Origin of the sequence: Sphingopyxis flava (genome assembly GCF_900168005.1) — a bacterium.
GTDB classification, from domain to species: domain Bacteria; phylum Pseudomonadota; class Alphaproteobacteria; order Sphingomonadales; family Sphingomonadaceae; genus Sphingopyxis; species Sphingopyxis flava.
Map to the genome: position 1 here is coordinate 34,498 of NZ_FUYP01000002.1, position 15,578 is coordinate 50,075.

13 protein-coding genes are annotated in these 15,578 nt (G+C 64.4%); 12 read left to right on the forward strand and 1 reads right to left on the reverse strand.

What is annotated here, in order from left to right; all coding sequences use genetic code 11:
- Positions 1-45 precede the first annotated feature (45 nt).
- A complete protein-coding gene (locus B5X69_RS01690) occupies positions 46-1,713 on the reverse strand; it encodes an AMP-binding protein (protein ID WP_079636979.1) in 1,668 nt (555 codons plus the stop codon).
- A gap of 178 nt (positions 1,714-1,891) precedes the next feature.
- Here B5X69_RS01690 and pabB point away from each other — a divergent pair, with 178 nt between their 5' ends.
- The 12 genes from pabB to B5X69_RS01750 all read left to right on the forward strand — a co-directional run bounded on the left by pabB (position 1,892) and on the right by B5X69_RS01750 (position 15,361).
- Complete coding sequence (gene pabB, locus B5X69_RS01695; RefSeq protein ID WP_176141483.1) at positions 1,892-3,727, forward strand: aminodeoxychorismate synthase component I; 1,836 nt, start codon at positions 1,892-1,894, stop codon at positions 3,725-3,727.
- A 114-nt stretch (positions 3,728-3,841) separates the two neighbouring features.
- The gene (locus B5X69_RS01700; protein ID WP_079636980.1) at positions 3,842-5,053 is read left to right on the forward strand and encodes a pyridoxal phosphate-dependent aminotransferase; all 1,212 of its coding nucleotides are present in this window, start codon (positions 3,842-3,844) and stop codon (positions 5,051-5,053) included.
- A 338-nt stretch (positions 5,054-5,391) separates the two neighbouring features.
- Positions 5,392-6,078, forward strand: coding sequence for a peptide-methionine (S)-S-oxide reductase MsrA (gene msrA / locus B5X69_RS01705; RefSeq protein WP_079636981.1), 687 nt, complete (start codon positions 5,392-5,394; stop codon positions 6,076-6,078).
- Positions 6,079-6,221: 143 nt separating this feature from the next.
- Positions 6,222-7,361: a class A beta-lactamase gene (bla, locus tag B5X69_RS01710; RefSeq protein ID WP_139375626.1), complete on the forward strand. Its 1,140-nt coding sequence runs from the start codon at positions 6,222-6,224 to the stop codon at positions 7,359-7,361.
- Between the two features lie 62 nt (positions 7,362-7,423).
- Entirely contained in the window at positions 7,424-7,738 is a 315-nt protein-coding gene (locus B5X69_RS01715; RefSeq protein WP_079637163.1) for a hypothetical protein, read from the forward strand.
- A gap of 113 nt (positions 7,739-7,851) precedes the next feature.
- Positions 7,852-9,060, forward strand: coding sequence for an ADP-forming succinate--CoA ligase subunit beta (gene sucC, locus B5X69_RS01720; RefSeq protein WP_079636982.1), 1,209 nt, complete (start codon positions 7,852-7,854; stop codon positions 9,058-9,060).
- Between the two features lie 109 nt (positions 9,061-9,169).
- Entirely contained in the window at positions 9,170-9,919 is a 750-nt protein-coding gene (locus B5X69_RS01725; protein ID WP_079636983.1) for an electron transfer flavoprotein subunit beta/FixA family protein, read from the forward strand.
- Positions 9,916-10,845 (forward strand): electron transfer flavoprotein subunit alpha/FixB family protein, encoded by a 930-nt coding sequence (locus B5X69_RS01730; protein WP_079636984.1) that lies wholly within the window; start codon positions 9,916-9,918, stop codon positions 10,843-10,845. Before B5X69_RS01725 ends, B5X69_RS01730 begins: the two co-directional genes overlap by 4 nt.
- A 71-nt stretch (positions 10,846-10,916) precedes the next feature.
- The gene (locus B5X69_RS01735) at positions 10,917-11,699 is read left to right on the forward strand and encodes an enoyl-CoA hydratase (RefSeq protein WP_139375627.1); all 783 of its coding nucleotides are present in this window, start codon (positions 10,917-10,919) and stop codon (positions 11,697-11,699) included.
- A gap of 72 nt (positions 11,700-11,771) precedes the next feature.
- Positions 11,772-12,641, forward strand: a complete 870-nt coding sequence (locus tag B5X69_RS01740) for an energy transducer TonB (protein WP_176141484.1) — start codon at positions 11,772-11,774, stop codon at positions 12,639-12,641.
- A gap of 76 nt (positions 12,642-12,717) precedes the next feature.
- Positions 12,718-14,049 carry a phosphotransferase family protein gene (locus B5X69_RS01745; RefSeq protein WP_079636986.1) on the forward strand — a complete coding sequence of 444 codons (1,332 nt, stop codon included), beginning with the start codon at positions 12,718-12,720 and terminating at the stop codon, positions 14,047-14,049.
- 16 nt (positions 14,050-14,065) lie between these two features.
- Positions 14,066-15,361 (forward strand): acyl-CoA dehydrogenase family protein, encoded by a 1,296-nt coding sequence (locus B5X69_RS01750; RefSeq protein ID WP_079636987.1) that lies wholly within the window; start codon positions 14,066-14,068, stop codon positions 15,359-15,361.
- The last annotated feature ends 217 nt before the right edge of the window (positions 15,362-15,578 follow it).

The window sequence follows — 15,578 nt, forward strand, 5'->3', positions numbered from 1 at the left end:
CCAAGGGAAGAAGTGCCCCGACGGCGTGCCCGGCGACCGGTCTCGTCACGCCTTCATTTCAGCGCGGAGCGCCTTACGGTCGAGCTTGCCGATCATCGTCTTGGGTAGCGCCTCGCGCACCTCAACCGCGCTCACCCGTTCATGCTTGCCGAGCCGAGCATTGAGCCAGAGCGCGAGCGCCTCGCCCGCCACGTTGAATCCGTCCTCCAAGGTGACAAAGGCCTTGGGGCTCTCGCCGCGGTAGGCATCGGGGACGCCAAGGACGATGGCCTCCTTGACCGCGGGATGCTGGTGAAGATGGGCCTCTATAACGCTTGGATAGACCTTGAATCCCCCGACCGCGATCATGTCCTTCAGTCGATCAACGATGCGGATATAACCCTCGGCGTCGATCGTTGCGACGTCGCCGGTGCGCAGCCAGCCGTCGGCAGTAAAGCTGTCGCCGTCCGCCTCTGGCCGGTTCCAATAGCCCTGCATGATCTGCGGCCCCTTCACCGCAAGTTCGCCCTCTTGGCCTGCCGGCGCATCCTTTGACGGATCCTCCCTGTCAAGAAGGCGAATTCGGGTTGCCGGGATCGGTTGGCCAATCGTGCCCGCCTTGACCGGGCCATCATAGGGGTTGGTCGCGACAACGCCGGAGCTTTCCGTGAGTCCATAGCCCTCGACAAGCGAGGCGCCGGTCGCGGCGACGAATTTCTCGCGCAGCTCAGCGGGCATCGGCGCGCCGCCCGAAATACATATGCGCAGGCTCGAAAAATCGGTCTTGGGGAGGTCCGGATGGTCGAGCAGTGCCTGGTACATCGTCGGGACGCCGGGAAGTGCGGTCGCCTTCGTGCGGGTGATCGCCTCGAGGGTCTGCTTCGCATCGAAGCGCGGCAGCATGGTAATCATGCCACCGTTCAGGATCGTGCGATTGAGGACACAGGTGTTCGCAAAGACGTGGAAGAAGGGCAGGACGCCGAGGATGCGGTCTCCTGCGTCATGGTCCGGGTCGATCGCGTTCACCTGCCGTGCATTGGCGGTCAGATTCTGATGGGTAAGCTTTGCACCCTTCGGCGTGCCGGTGGTGCCCCCGGTATACTGGATCAGCGCCACGTCGTGCCCGGGGTCGATCTCGACATGATCGGCTCGGCCGTCATTGTCGGTGAGAGCCGAGAATCGGATGACGCGCGGGTCGTCGGGCAGGGCTGCGAGCTCGTGGCGACGGAATAACCGGTAGAGCACGGATTTGGCTGCGGGGAGCCCGCCCGCCACCGATCCGACGACGAGCTGTTTCAGGCTCGATCCGTCGAGCACCGCGAGCGCAGCAGGAAGTAGTGCCGCAGCGCTGATCGTGAACAGCATCTCTGTTCCCGAATCCTCGACCTGGGCCTCCAGCTCCGCGACAGTGTAAAGCGGCGAGAAATTGACCACCGTAGCCCCCGCGGCGAGCGCGCCATAATAGGCGGCGACATAATGCGGGACGTTGGGGAGGAAGAGGCCGACACGGCTCCCCTTCCCGATGCCGCGCTCTTGCAGCCCGCGCGCGACGCGCGCTGCCCCACTTGCGATCTCGGCATAGCTGAAATGCCGCCCCATGAAGTCAAGCGCCGGCGCCGATCCATTGCGCGTCGCGCTCGCTGCGAGCATGTCGGGAAGCGAGAGCGGCGGAAAGTCCTGGTCCCATGCCGTCGGGTGACGATAGTTGGTCGACCAGGAAAAGGGGCTGCTCATCGGGGCAATCTATCCTTTCTCAAAGCGGTGCTTTCCTGACACTAGGGTAAGCAAATTCTTATCGCAATTGGCGCATGTTGCCCGGCCGTCGTGCCGGAGCTAAGGGGCGGGGCATCGGATCGCCATTTTCCAATCGGACGGTATCTCGGGCAGCCGCAATGGGGTGGCAGGGCAGGACATGACAGATAATGCGGCCATTCCCGTCCCTGGGCCGGAAAGCCCGCCCTTCGTCCTGCTCGACGACGCGCGCGACGAGAGTGCGGTTCCGGCGCGATTGTATCGCGATCCCATTGAGATTCTGACCGCACGGCACGCGGGAGAGGTTCCGGCGCTTCTCGATGCGCTCGAGGCCGCGCTGGCGCGGGGGCTCAATGCCGCAGGCTATCTATCCTATGAAGGGGGCAAGGGGCTCGCTCCAGCCTGGCGGGGGGGCTGCGGCGGCAACGTGGCCGGCGCACCGCTCGCTTGGTTCGGCCTGTTCGATCGCGTCCACCGGATCGCTCCCGGCGAAATTCCCGCGCTGCTCCCAGACCCGGCGGGCAGCTGGATCGGGCGGCCAGTGCCCAGAGTGACGCAAGCTGTCTATGAAGCTGCGGTCGAGGCGGTGCTCGACTATATTCGGGCGGGCGATATCTATCAGGCGAATTTGACCTTCCGCGCGAACGTGCCCTTTGCGGGCAATCCGCTCGCCGCCTATGCGCGGCTGCGGCGGACGGCGCGCGCGGGTTATGGCGGCTTTATCTGGACGGGCGCGCAGGCGGTCGCCTCGCTCTCGCCCGAACTCTTCTTTGCGCTCCGCAACGGAGCGGTCATGGCCCGACCCATGAAAGGGACTGCGGCGCGGCTGGCCGACCGCACCGCTGATGCCCGCGCCGCGCAGACGCTTGCCGCCGATCCCAAGCAGCGCGCCGAAAATTTGATGATCGTCGACCTTATTCGAAACGATCTGTCGCGCGTCGCGGTGCCAGGGTCGATTAAGGTACCCGAACTCTTCCGGGTCGAAAGCTTTCCGACGATACATCAGCTCGTCTCCGACGTTACCGCCCGGCTGCCGGAAGCCGCGGGGGCGGTCGATGTGCTACGCGCGGCCTTCCCATGCGGATCGATCACTGGCGCGCCCAAGGTTCGGGCGATGGAGATCATTGATGAACTGGAAGCAGAGCCCCGCGGGCTCTACACCGGATCGATTGGCTTCATCGATGCTCGCGGCGACGCCGCCTTCAACGTCGCGATCCGCACTTTGGTCTTTCCCGCAGCCGATGACTTGCGCGATACGCTGGCTTGCGCCACGCTGGGGCTCGGATCGGCTGTTGTCGCCGACAGCCAAGCGGCTGAAGAGTGGCGCGAATGTCTGGCCAAGGGGGAATTTGTGGGCGCAGCGGGGGAAAGCTTCGATCTCATGGAGACGATGCAGTTCGACCCGGTTGAGGGTGTCCAGCGGCTCGAGGGGCACCTCGCCCGGATGAAGGCCAGTGCCGAGACTCTAGGCTTCCGGTTCGACCGTCACGGCGCGCGCAACAGCCTGCAATCGGCGACTTTTCGCCTTCGCACCGCAGCGCGGGTCCGGATGCGGCTCGCCGCGTCGGGGGCGCTCGCGGTCGAGGTATCGCCGCTGCCTCGGCTCGCTGAACTGCCCGTGCCCGTCGCCGTGCAGCCCGCGCCGCTTGCGAGCGGCGATTTTCGCCTCGTGCACAAGACGAGCCTGCGCGCGCCTTACGATGAAGCGCGCGCGGCGAGCGGTGCGCCCGAAGTGGTGTTTGTCGACGAACCTGGCTTCGTCACCGAGGGAAGCTGGAGCAATATTTTCGTCGAACGCGACGGCGTGCTGCTGACGCCGCCGCTCTCGCTCGGTCTGCTCCCGGGCGTCCTGCGTGCCGAATTGATCGACAAGGGCCGTGCGGTCGAATCGCACCTGCGCATCGCCGACCTGTCCGACGGATTCTTCATCGGCAATTCGCTGCGCGGCCTCGTCCCGGCACGGCTCGCCGACGCAGCGCAAGTGCCGATAGGCTGACGTGGGGTCTGCATAGGTAAAATATCCGCGGCGCGCCTTGCGGTTTGCGACCGAAAGCATTAGGCGCGGCGCGCGCAATTTCCTGTCAATCCATCGTCCCGGAAAGCATCGTCCATGTCGATCGAGCCGCACATCTCTGCCGCCCTCAACCGCATCCAGCCCTCAGCAACGCTCGCGATGACCGCGCGCGTGACTGCGCTGAAAGCCGCGGGCGTCGATGTCATTGGTCTGTCCGCGGGTGAGCCCGATTTCGACACGCCCGACTTCGTCAAGGAAGCCGCGATCGAGGCGATCCGTGCGGGTCAGACCAAATATACGCTGGTCGACGGCACGATGGCGCTCAAGGAAGCGATCCGCGGCAAGTTCCGCCGCGACAACGGCCTCGACTACGGGCTCGATCAGATCAGCGTCAATGTCGGCGGCAAGCATACATTGTTCAACGCGCTCGTCGCGACGGTCGACCCCGGCGACGAGGTGATCATCCCTGCGCCCTATTGGGTCAGCTATCCCGACATCGTCGCCTTTGCGGGCGGGACGCCGGTGACGATCGAGGCGAGCGCCGCGCAGAATTACAAGATTACGCCGGAGCAGCTTGATGCCGCCGTCACACCGAAGACGCGATGGGTGATCTTCAACTCGCCGTCGAACCCCTCAGGTGCCGCCTATTCGCCCGAGGAACTCGACGCGCTGGGCGAGGTGATCCGCCGCCATCCGCACGTGATGGTGATGACCGACGATATGTATGAGCATGTCTGGTACGCCGATTTCCCATTCTCGACTCTCGCACAGCGTTGCCACGACCTTGTCGATCGCATCCTCACCGTGAACGGCTGTTCGAAAGCCTATGCGATGACCGGCTGGCGCATCGGCTATGCGGGCGGACCTGCGTGGATCATCAAGGCGATGGGCAAGCTTCAGTCGCAGTCGACCTCGAATCCCTGCTCGATCGCGCAGGCTGCCGCCGCTGCGGCGCTTGGCGGGCCGCAGCAGTTTCTTGACGAGCGCAACGCTGCATTCAGAAAGCGCCGTGATATAGTCGTTGCGATGCTCAACGACGCGCCCGGCCTGTCGTGCCCGGTCCCCGATGGCGCCTTCTATGTCTACCCCGACGCGTCGGGCTGCATCGGCAAGAAAACTCCCGCAGGGCATGTGATCGACAGCGATGAGGCGTTGATCGACTATTTTCTCGACGCCGCGCGCGTTGCCGCCGTGCACGGCGGGGCGTTTGGCCTTTCGCCAGCGTTTCGCGTTTCCTACGCGACCTCGGAGGCGGTGCTGAAGGAAGCATGCGTACGGATCCAGCAAGCGTGTGCGGCGCTCGTCTGACGTCCCTTTCGCCCGGCCGCGCAATTTTATACCGATCGGTCTTGAAATCGACGGAGGGTTCGCCTATCTGCCGCGCATGAACGGCGGTTAAGCGGCGGGTTCACCCCATGGTAAGCAGTGGCGTTTAGGGTGATCGCGATCACTGCACGGCGGCAAGGGGCGCGCCATATCGTCGGTGTAACCGGTGCGGGACTGCCCGCGAACAGACAGATATGAAGATAAGAGGCTCCCATGCTTGCTCTCCTCCGCTCGGACTGGTTCTTGACGATGCTCGCTGGCTTCGCGATCGGCGCGACCTTCGTGATGCTGAACCAGCCGGCGCTACCGCTTCCCGCTTGATGTCGCGGCGGCGCAATTCCGCCGGACAAATTATCGCAGCTCTCATCGCCCTCGCTGTGCTCGCGCAATGCGCGCCGGCGCAGGCTGAAAATATCGTTCCGCTGCCGGCACCTGCCTATGATCCCGCCGCGAAGGCGCCGCGCGCGACCGCGGTGCTCGCGGGCGGCTGCTTCTGGGGCGTCGAGGGCGTCTTTTCGAACGTCAAAGGCGTAATATCGGTCGAGGCGGGCTATCACGGCGGCAGCAAGGAGAACGCGACTTACGAACGGACGTCGAGCGGAACCACGGGGCATGCCGAGGCCGTGCGCATCACCTATGACCCGCGTGTCATCAGTTACGGATCGCTGCTGCGCATCCTCTTTTCGGTTGTGGCCGATCCGACGTTGAAGAACCGGCAGGGTCCTGATCGGGGCCCGCAATATCGCGCCGCGATCGTGCCGCTCGACAGCGCGCAGCGCGAGGTCGCGGCCGCCTATCTTGCACAGATCGGCAAGGGCGGCTTTTATGCCAGACCCATCGCGGCGAAGATAGAAGGCTACACGGGCTTCTATCTGGCCGAGCCATATCACCAGAACTTCATGCAGCGGCACCCGAGGCACGCTTATATCGTTCGCTGGGACGCGCCGAAGCTCGCGGCATTCAAGCGGCTTTACCCCGCCTGGATCCGCAGGACCCCAGCACCCTGAGCAGGCCCTTCCTTTCCGCCGCTTGTCGCGCGGGAAGAATCGTTCGTCGCAAATCGCTGGTTCGCCCGTGAAGGGTGCGGGACGGACGAAATCCGGCCGCGGGGGCCGGTGAGACTGAGGACCGCAGCCGCTTCGGGGTATAAATGAAGGTTAAGTTTTCGGGCGGGCTGCTGCTCGCCATGGCGATGAGCTCCCTCGTGCTGGCCGGATGCGTCGGCAGCGCAGCCGTGATACCGCCATCGCGTGAGACCCCGCCGCCTCGCAGTCCCGCAGGATCGGTAACGATCCCGATCGGCGAACCGGTGCGCGCGGCAACGCCGGCGCCGCAGGGCGTGATCGACCCCGGCTTCCGGCGTCCGCCCGCTGGGCTCGAGCAGCGAATTTTCGAGCTATGGCGGAGCTTTCCCGGCAAGACCGGCATTGCCGTCCAGCGCATCGACGGTGAATGGACACTCCAGCAGCGCGGCGATGAGCTGTTTCCGCAGCAAAGCGTATCAAAGCTGTGGGTGGCGCTGACCGTGCTGGATGCAGTCGACCGGGGCGCGCTGACCCTCGACCGGAAGGTCAGCATCACTCCTGCTGACCTTACCCTGTTCCATCAGCCGATCGCTGCGCGCGTGCGCGCCGAAGGGTCGGTGACGATGAGTGTGCGCGAGCTGATCGAGACAGCGATCACGCACAGCGACAACACCGCCAACGACAGTCTGCTGCGCACCGTAGGCGGGCCCGATGCGGTACGCCGCTTCATCGCGGCGAAGGATCTGGGCGCAATCCGTTTCGGCCCGGGCGAGCGATTGCTCCAGAGCGGCACAGCGGGGCTTGAATGGAAGCAGTCCTACTCGGTCGGTCGCGCCTTTCAGGCGGCGCGCGCGGCGCTTCCCGATGCGACGCGCAAGGCGGCGATGGACAATTATCTTGCCAATCCAGTCGATGGGGCGAGCCCGTCCGCGATCGCGCGCGCGCTGACCCGGCTTGCCCGCGGCACGCTGCTCTCTCCTCAATCGACCGACTATATACTCGGCGTGATGAGCCGCACGCGCAGCGGACCGAACCGGCTGAAGGCGGGGCTGCCCTCGGGCTGGAAATTCCTGCACAAGACCGGCACTGGCCAAGATTATAAGGGCATGACCGCGGGTTATAACGACATCGGCATCGCGACCGCGCCCGACGGAACGCGCTATGCAATTGTCGTCATGCTCGGTAGCACCACCGCCTCGATCCCGCAGCGCATGGTGCTCATGCAGGCGGTGTCGGGCGCGGTAGCCGAATTCCACGGTCGATAGCGGCATCTGCCCGGAAGAAAACGGGTTTGCGGGTCTTTCGGCTTTTGCATATGGCGCGGGGCATGAAGATAATTCCCGCGCTTTATCTGATCGCTTTTTCGTTCACCTTGATCGCCTGCGCGACGCCCGAGACGCGGCTGCGCAGCGGGCTGATCGACGCCGGGCTGTCGCCCGCGATGTCGGCGTGCATGGCCGAGCGGATGGTCGACCGGCTGTCGCTGCTGCAACTGCGCCGCCTCGCATCGCTCGGCAGCCTCAAGGACCGACGGATCACCGACCTGACGCTCGATCAATTTCTGCAAAAGGTTCGCGCGCTCAAGGATCCGGAGATTTTGGCCGTCTCGACCAGCTCGGCGGCGGTGTGCGCTTTGCGCTAGGGTAGAAAATCTCTTCTCTCTCCGGGGGCGCCAAGGGGTAGCCTTGCTGCCAAACTTGTGCTTAGGCGGCGCCGAATATCTCCCGCTCCAGAGTCGAAAGGCCCGGCAGACCCATGAACATTCACGAATATCAGGCGAAAGAATTGCTTGCGAAATTTGGCGTCGCAGTGCCCGCTGGCATCCCGGCGCTGAGCGTCGAGGAAGCTGTTGCGGCGGCAAAGCAGCTTCCCGGGCCGCTTTATGTGGTCAAGGCGCAGATCCACGCTGGCGGCCGCGGAAAGGGCAAGTTCAAGGAACTCGGTCCCGATGCGAAGGGCGGCGTCCGCCTCGCCAAGACGCTCGAAGAAGTCGAGGCGCACGCGAAGGAGATGCTCGGCAACACGCTGGTGACCGTCCAGACCGGTGAGGCCGGCAAGCAGGTCAACCGCCTCTACATCACCGACGGCGTCGACATCGGCAAGGAATTCTACCTTGCATTGCTCGTCGACCGCGCGACCAGCCGGGTCGCAGTCGTCGCCTCGACCGAGGGCGGCATGGACATCGAAACGGTCGCGCACGACACGCCGGAAAAGATTCACACCATCACGATCGACCCCGCGACCGGTCTTCAGCCGCACCATGGCCGTTCGGTCGCCGCGGCGCTCGGTCTCTCGGGCGACCTCGCCAAGCAGGCGGCGAAGCTCCTTGAGGGACTTTACACAGCGTTCCTTGCCACCGACGCCTCGCAGATCGAGATCAACCCGCTCGCCATCTGCCCGACCGCCGAAGGCGACAAACTCTATGTCCTCGACGCCAAGGTCGGCTTCGATTCGAACGCGATGTTCCGCCATAAGGACCTCGCTGAGCTTCGCGACCTGACCGAGGAAGACCCGGCCGAGGTCGAAGCGAGCGAATATGACCTCGCCTATATCAAGCTGGACGGAAACATCGGCTGCATGGTCAATGGCGCCGGTCTCGCCATGGCGACGATGGATATCATCAAGCTCAACGGCGCCTTCCCTGCGAACTTCCTCGACGTCGGCGGCGGTGCGAGCAAGGAAAAGGTCACGGCCGCCTTCAAGATCATCCTGAAGGACCCCGCTGTCCAGGGCATCCTCGTGAACATCTTCGGCGGCATCATGAAGTGCGACATCATCGCCGAAGGTATCGTCGCGGCTGCGAAGGAAGTGAATCTCTCGGTTCCGCTCGTCGTTCGCCTTGAAGGCACCAATGTCCAGCAGGGCAAGGACATCCTCGCAAACTCCGGTCTGCCGATCGTTCCCGCGAACGATCTTGGCGACGCGGCGAAGAAGATCGTCGCCGAGGTCGCCAAGGCGGCGTGAATGCGGTTACCTTCTCCCCTCGAGGGAGAAGGATGGGACTGCTGGTTGACGTTTACGTAAACGCCAATTATGGCGCAGTGCACAATTTGCAAAGAGGAGCTTTGAGCCCATGAAAATCCTCGTTCCCGTAAAACGGGTGCTCGATTACAACGTGAAACCGCGGGTGAAGGCCGACGGCACGGGCGTCGATCTCGCCAACGTCAAGATGTCGATGAACCCGTTCGATGAGATCGGGGTCGAAGAGGCGATTCGCCTGAAGGAAAAGGGCGTCGCGACCGAGATCGTTGCGGTCAGCATCGGCCCCGCGAAGGCGCAGGAGACGCTGCGCACTGCGCTTGCGATGGGCGCCGACCGCGCGATCCTTGTGCAGACCGACGATGCAGTCGAGCCGCTGGCCGTCGCCAAGATCCTGAAGGCCATCGCCGACGCCGAACAGCCGGGTCTGGTGATCCTGGGCAAGCAGGCGATCGACGATGACAATAACCAGACCGGCCAGATGCTCGCCGCGCTGACCGGCTGGGCGCAGGGCACCTTCGCCAGCGCGGTGAACGTCGAGGGCGACAGCGTGAGCGTCACCCGCGAAGTCGACGGCGGCCTCGAGACGGTGAAGCTGAAGCTCCCCGCGATCGTCACCACCGACCTTCGCCTGAACGAGCCGCGCTATGCTTCGCTGCCGAACATCATGAAGGCGAAGTCGAAGCCGCTCGATACCAAGTCGCCCGCTGACTACGGCGTCGACACGGCCCCGCGCGTCAAGACGGTCAAGGTTTCGGAGCCGCCCGTCCGCTCGGCGGGCGTCAAGGTCGCCGATGTCGATGAACTGGTTGCCAAGCTGAAGGCGATGGGAGTGCATTCATGAAAACGCTCGTTTGGGTCGAACATGACGGCAGCGCCGTCAAGGACGCCACGCTGGCCGCGGTCACCGCTGCGTCGAAGCTCGGCGAAGTCCATCTTCTCGTCGCCGGCGAAGGCGTCGATGGCGTCGCCAAGGCGGCGTCGGAAATCGCCGGCGTCGGCAAGGTCCACGTCGCCGATAATGCGGCCTTCGCGCACAATCTTCCTGAAAATGTCGCGCCGCTCGTCGCCGATCTGATGGGCTCGCACGATGCGTTCGTCGCGCCTGCCACCACGACGGGCAAGAATATCGCGCCGCGCGTCGCCGCGCTGCTCGACGTGATGCAGATTTCGGAAATCCTGTCGGTCGAGGGTCCGAAGACCTTCACCCGTCCGATCTATGCCGGCAACGCGATCGCGACCGTTGAATCGTCGGACGCCAAGCTCGTCCTCACGGTCCGCGGCACTGCCTTCGACAAGGCCGCCGCGAGCGGCGGTTCGGGCACCGTTGAAGCCGTCTCGGCTGGCGGGGACGCCGGCATCTCGAGCTTCGTCGGCGCCGAGATTGCAAAGTCTGAGCGCCCCGAGCTCACCTCGGCCAAGATCATCGTCTCGGGCGGCCGTGCGCTCGGATCGAGCGAGAAATATCAGGAAGTCATCGTCCCGCTCGCCGACAAGCTCGGCGCCGCGCTCGGTGCTTCGCGCGCTGCGGTCGACGCGGGCTATGTCCCCAACGATTATCAGGTCGGCCAGACCGGCAAGATCGTCGCGCCCGAGGTCTATTTCGCGATCGGCATCTCGGGTGCGATCCAGCATCTCGCTGGCATGAAGGATTCGAAGACGATCGTCGCGATCAACAAGGATGAGGACGCGCCGATCTTCCAGGTCGCCGACCTCGGCCTCGTTGCCGACCTGTTCAGCGCCGTGCCCGAATTGACAGCCAAGATCTGATCCGGGCCGTCATGGCATGAATGCAAAAGGGCGGTCCGTTGCGGCCGCCCTTTTTCTTTGGGAGAGAGACTATGTCCCTGGTCCTGGTAACCCGCGACGATGCGGTCGCGACGGTCACGCTCAACCGGCCGGAGGCGATGAATGCCCTGTCGCGGGCGCTGCGCGCCGAACTGGCTGCGGCGATGCGCGATCTGGCCGCCGATGAGAGCGTGCGCGCGATCGTGCTGACGGGCGCGGGAACGCGCGCCTTTACCGCCGGTCTCGATTTGAAGGAACTCGGCGCCGATACCGAAAATCTGGGCGCAGCCAATGCGGAGAGCGCCGACGAAAATCCGGTCAAGGCGATCGAACTCTGCCCGCAGCCCGTGATCGGCGCGATCAACGGTGTCGCGATCACCGGCGGATTCGAAGTTGCGCTTGCATGCGACATTTTGCTCGCCTCCACCAACGCCCGTTTCGCCGACACCCACGCGCGTGTCGGCGTCATGCCGGGCTGGGGTTTGTCGCAGAAATTGTCGCGGATCATAGGCATCGGCCGCGCCAAGGAGCTGTCGCTCACCGGCAATTTCCTCGGCGCTGAGGAGGCGCGCGACTGGGGCCTCGTAAATCGCGTCGTGGCGCCCGAAGAGCTTCTGCCTGCCGCGCAGGCGCTTGCGCGCGACATCGCCAGCGCCGATCCGGTGATGGTGCGGCGGTACAAGGCGCTTATTGATGAGGGTTATGCGCTGCCTTTTGGCGAAGGAATGGCGCTCGAACAGGCGCGATCGACTGCGGCGAACCGCATGGTAAGCGCCGACGAGGTCGAGGCGCGGCGGCTCGCGGTCATGGCCCGCGGCCGCGAACGCGCCGGTTGATCGGGGTTACTTGCCAGCAAGTCGGCTGGGTCCTAAATCTCGTCCATGAAAACGGGGGGATTGGGCCTTTGGATGGCCGTGCTATCGAGCATCGCACAGCCGGATGTGGCAGGCGCCGCCGAGCCTGCAGGGCTCGACCCGTCGTCACCCTGGAATGTTCATTATGCCGAGGATTATTGCCGGCTGATACGTGTATTCGGTAGCGGCCGGGAGGCTGTCACCTTGATCATCGACCAGTATGAGCCGGGCGATGAATTTCGCATCTCGTTGATGGGTGAGCGAATGAAGGGCGCGGCAGGCAGCGACGAGGCCCGAATCCGGTTTGGCGAAGCCCTGCCCCAACAGTACGTGCTCTTTTACACAGGCTCGATCGGGACTAATCCCGCGTGGATATTTGTAGAGAATATCCGCATCCGGCCGCTGTCCGATACCGAAAAGACAGTGCTTTCCGCGCGAGGCAGTGTGCCGGTCGCACCAATTGCCGATCATGAGAAAGCATCGGTGAACTTCATCGACATCGGCAGACCGCTGCGGCACTCTCTGCGGCTGCGCACGGGACCCATGAAGGCGAGTTTCGCCGCAATGAATGAATGCACCGATGAACTGCTGACCCATTGGGGCATCGACGCTGAGCGCCACAAGATGCGGCTGCGATCTGCGATCCCCGCCCGCTCACCGTCAACCTGGCTCAGAGCCGGCGATTACCCATCGGCCATGTTGCAAAAGGGGATGCCCGGCCTCGTCGAGTTTCGACTGGATGTGGGCGCGGATGGTTTTCCGACAGCCTGCCACATCCAGCAGTCGACCCACCCTGAAGGCTTTGACCGGACGGTGTGTGACCGACTGATGAAGCGGGCCCGCTTTGAGCCCGCGCTCGACCGGGATGGAAAGCCGATGGCCTCATATTACCGCGACAGCGTGCGCTTCGCGTTTCCGAACTAGGGGGCGCTTGCACGCCCTTGGGCGGGTTCTTCGATTACCCCTTGCGGAGGCGAAAAATACTTAGCAAGGTTAAGTAATGACCGAGCTTGCCGAACCGCTTTCCGCTTTCATGTCGCGCGCCCTTGGGCCTGGGGCGCTGTCGGGTCTTTCCCGCCTGTCGGGCGGTGCGAACATGGAAAGCTGGGCGTTCGACTGGCGAGGGGAGGGCTATGTCCTTCGCCGAGCGCCGTCGGCTGAATATATGGAGGGGCGGCCCTATGGGCACGAAGTAGAGGCGGCGCTCGTCCGGGCAGCGCGTGCAGGCGGCGTGAAGGCGCCCGAAGTCGTCGCCGTCCTCGCCGACGGCGACGGGATGGGGACGGGCTATGTGATGCGGCGCATCACCGCGGAGGTCAGCCCGGCGAAGATTCTATCCGCACCGCCGCCCTCGCTGATCGCCGACCTCGGCCGCGAGCTTGCCCGCATTCACGCGCTGCCGCGCGCTGCGATTCCCGAGGGCATTCCGGTGATGGACACGGCAGAGGCGCTTGCCGAACTCAAGGCGCGCTTCCTCTCTTATGGCGGCGATCGTCCAGCGATCGCACTCGCGATCCGCTGGTGCGAGGATCATCTCCCCGCGCCGGCCGAACCGGTGCTCGTGCACGGCGACTATCGCATGGGAAATGTGATGGTCGATGGGCAGGGTCTAGCCGCGGTTCTCGACTGGGAGCTTGCGCATCTCGGCGACGCGCACGAGGATCTGGCATTCGGCTGCATGACCGTGTGGCGCTTCGGCTGTCTCGACCGGCCAGCGTTCGGGGTGGGGAGCCTTGAGGATTATTTTGCGGCTTATGAAGCGGCGGGCGGGCAGGCGGTTGATCGGGCCCGGTTCCGCTTCTGGCTCGTCTATCGAACGCTCTGGTGGGCGCTCGGCTGTCTTCAGATGGGACAGGCGTGGCGGAGCGGCGCCGACACGACGGTAGAGCGCGTCGTCGTCGGACGGCGCACGGCCGAGCAGGAGCTCGACCTTATTCGCCTGCTCGACGAAGAAGCGCCCGAGGCCGAACGGCAACGCCCGCTGCCGCCGTCCGCCGATCGCGCGCAGACGCCGGTAGGCGAGCCGACCAACCGCGAAATGGTCGCGGCAGTGCGCGACTGGATAGAAAGCGCGATCAAGCCGAAGGCTGAGGGTCATGCGAAGTTCGAGGCGGTGGTTGCGATGAACGCGCTCGGCATCGTGATGCGCGACCTCGACGCGGGAGTAGGCGCCGAGGACCGGACGCTCGCCGAGGCGCTCATGAGCGGTGCGGCGACCCTCGCCGAGCCAGGCCTGCTCGCGCGATTGCGGCGCGCCGTGCTCGACAAATGCGCCATCGACAGTCCGAAATATGCCGCGCTCGCGACGGCGCGCGCCGATTGGCGCAGCTGAATTAAGGGAGGTAGACATGGATTTTGCGGTTCCGGCCGAACTCAAGGCCTATCTGGACGAGCTCGATGCATTCATCGAGGCCGAAATCAAGCCGCTCGAGGAGGCCGACGACAATATCCGCTTCTTCGACCATCGCCGCGAGCACAGCCGCACCGACTGGGACAATCAGGGCCTCCCCCGGCACGAATGGGAAGAGCTGCTGAACGAAGCGAAACGCCGGGCCGACGCCGCCGGGCACTGGCGCTTCTCGGCGCCCAAGAAATATGGCGGCAAGGACGGGTCGAACCTCTGGATGGCAGTGATCCGCGAGCATTTTGCCGCGAAGGGTCTTGGGCTTCACAATGACCTTCAGAATGAGCACAGCATCGTCGGCAACTTCCCCTTCGTCGAGATGTTCGAGCAGTTCGCCACCAGCGAGGAACAGAAGCAGGAGTTCATCCTCGGCGGTTTTGAAGGCAAACGCCGCACAGCGTTCGGGTTGACCGAGCCCGATCACGGGTCGGACGCGACGCATATGGAAACGCGCGCGGTGCGCGCGGTGCGCGACGGGGTTGAGGGCTGGCGCATCAATGGCGAGAAGATGTGGACGACCGGCATGCATGTCGCGACCCACTGCGCGACCTTCTGCCGCACCAGCGGCGAGGATGGCGATGCCAAGGGGATCACCTGCCTGCTCGTCCCGAACCCCTCGCCGGGACTGGTGATCGAGGAATATCTCTGGACCTTCAACATGCCGACCGACCACCCGCGCGTCAGCTTCACCGACGTTTGGGTGCCCGACAGCGCACGCCTCGGCCCGGTCGACGGCGGTCTGTCGATCGCGCAGAGCTTCGTCCACCAGAACCGTATCCGCCAGGCGGCAAGTTCGCTCGGCGCCGCAGTCTATTGCATCGAGGAAAGCGTGCGCTACGCGCGCGAGAGGAAGCCCTTTGGCGAGGCGCTGGCGAAGAATCAGGCGATCCAGTTCCCGCTTGTCGAGCTCGCGACGCAGGCCGAGATGCTCCGTCTCCTCATCCGCAAGACCGCGTGGGAAATGGATAATATGCCGCACAAGGAGGTCGAGCATCGTCTCAGCGACAAGGTCAGCATGTGCAATTACTGGGCGAACCGCCTCTGCTGCCAAGCCGCGGACCGCGCGATGCAGGTCCATGGCGGCATCGGCTATTCGCGGCACAAGCCGTTCGAACATATCTATCGCCACCACCGCCGCTACCGCATCACCGAGGGCGCGGAAGAAATTCAGATGCGCAAGGTGGCCGCCTATCTGTTCGGCTATCTGGGGCCGCGGCGGGAGACGCTCGGGAAAATCTGAGCCGGCCCCAGCTTGCCTCGCGCAAGCTGCCGCGAAGAAGGCCGCGCTCGGCAGATTTTACCGCGTCCTTCGAGCGACAAATGACCGAAAGCAGCATCCGGGGGGCGGGGGCCTTGGTGCCGCTCCGCCCCCCGCGTGCCTCGAGGGTAAGTGGGGATTTCCCGAATGAGGGCGGGGGACATCAGGGACCAGACCGATATCCCCCGCCGCTCCATTG

Excerpts from the sequence above, each read along its gene's own strand:
- sucC (WP_079636982.1), top strand. The coding sequence starts at position 7,852 with ATGAACATTCACGAATATCAGGCGAAAGAATTGCTTGCGAAATTTGGC.
- B5X69_RS01715 (WP_079637163.1), top strand. The coding sequence starts at position 7,424 with ATGAAGATAATTCCCGCGCTTTATCTGATCGCTTTTTCGTTCACCTTG.
- B5X69_RS01735 (WP_139375627.1), top strand. The coding sequence starts at position 10,917 with ATGTCCCTGGTCCTGGTAACCCGCGACGATGCGGTCGCGACGGTCACG.
- B5X69_RS01690 (WP_079636979.1), bottom strand. The coding sequence starts at position 1,713 with ATGAGCAGCCCCTTTTCCTGGTCGACCAACTATCGTCACCCGACGGCA.
- B5X69_RS01745 (WP_079636986.1), top strand. The coding sequence starts at position 12,718 with ATGACCGAGCTTGCCGAACCGCTTTCCGCTTTCATGTCGCGCGCCCTT.
- bla (WP_139375626.1), top strand. The coding sequence starts at position 6,222 with ATGAAGGTTAAGTTTTCGGGCGGGCTGCTGCTCGCCATGGCGATGAGC.
- B5X69_RS01730 (WP_079636984.1), top strand. The coding sequence starts at position 9,916 with ATGAAAACGCTCGTTTGGGTCGAACATGACGGCAGCGCCGTCAAGGAC.
- B5X69_RS01700 (WP_079636980.1), top strand. The coding sequence starts at position 3,842 with ATGTCGATCGAGCCGCACATCTCTGCCGCCCTCAACCGCATCCAGCCC.
- B5X69_RS01725 (WP_079636983.1), top strand. The coding sequence starts at position 9,170 with ATGAAAATCCTCGTTCCCGTAAAACGGGTGCTCGATTACAACGTGAAA.
- B5X69_RS01740 (WP_176141484.1), top strand. The coding sequence starts at position 11,772 with ATGGCCGTGCTATCGAGCATCGCACAGCCGGATGTGGCAGGCGCCGCC.
- pabB (WP_176141483.1), top strand. The coding sequence starts at position 1,892 with ATGACAGATAATGCGGCCATTCCCGTCCCTGGGCCGGAAAGCCCGCCC.
- B5X69_RS01750 (WP_079636987.1), top strand. The coding sequence starts at position 14,066 with ATGGATTTTGCGGTTCCGGCCGAACTCAAGGCCTATCTGGACGAGCTC.
- msrA (WP_079636981.1), top strand. The coding sequence starts at position 5,392 with ATGTCGCGGCGGCGCAATTCCGCCGGACAAATTATCGCAGCTCTCATC.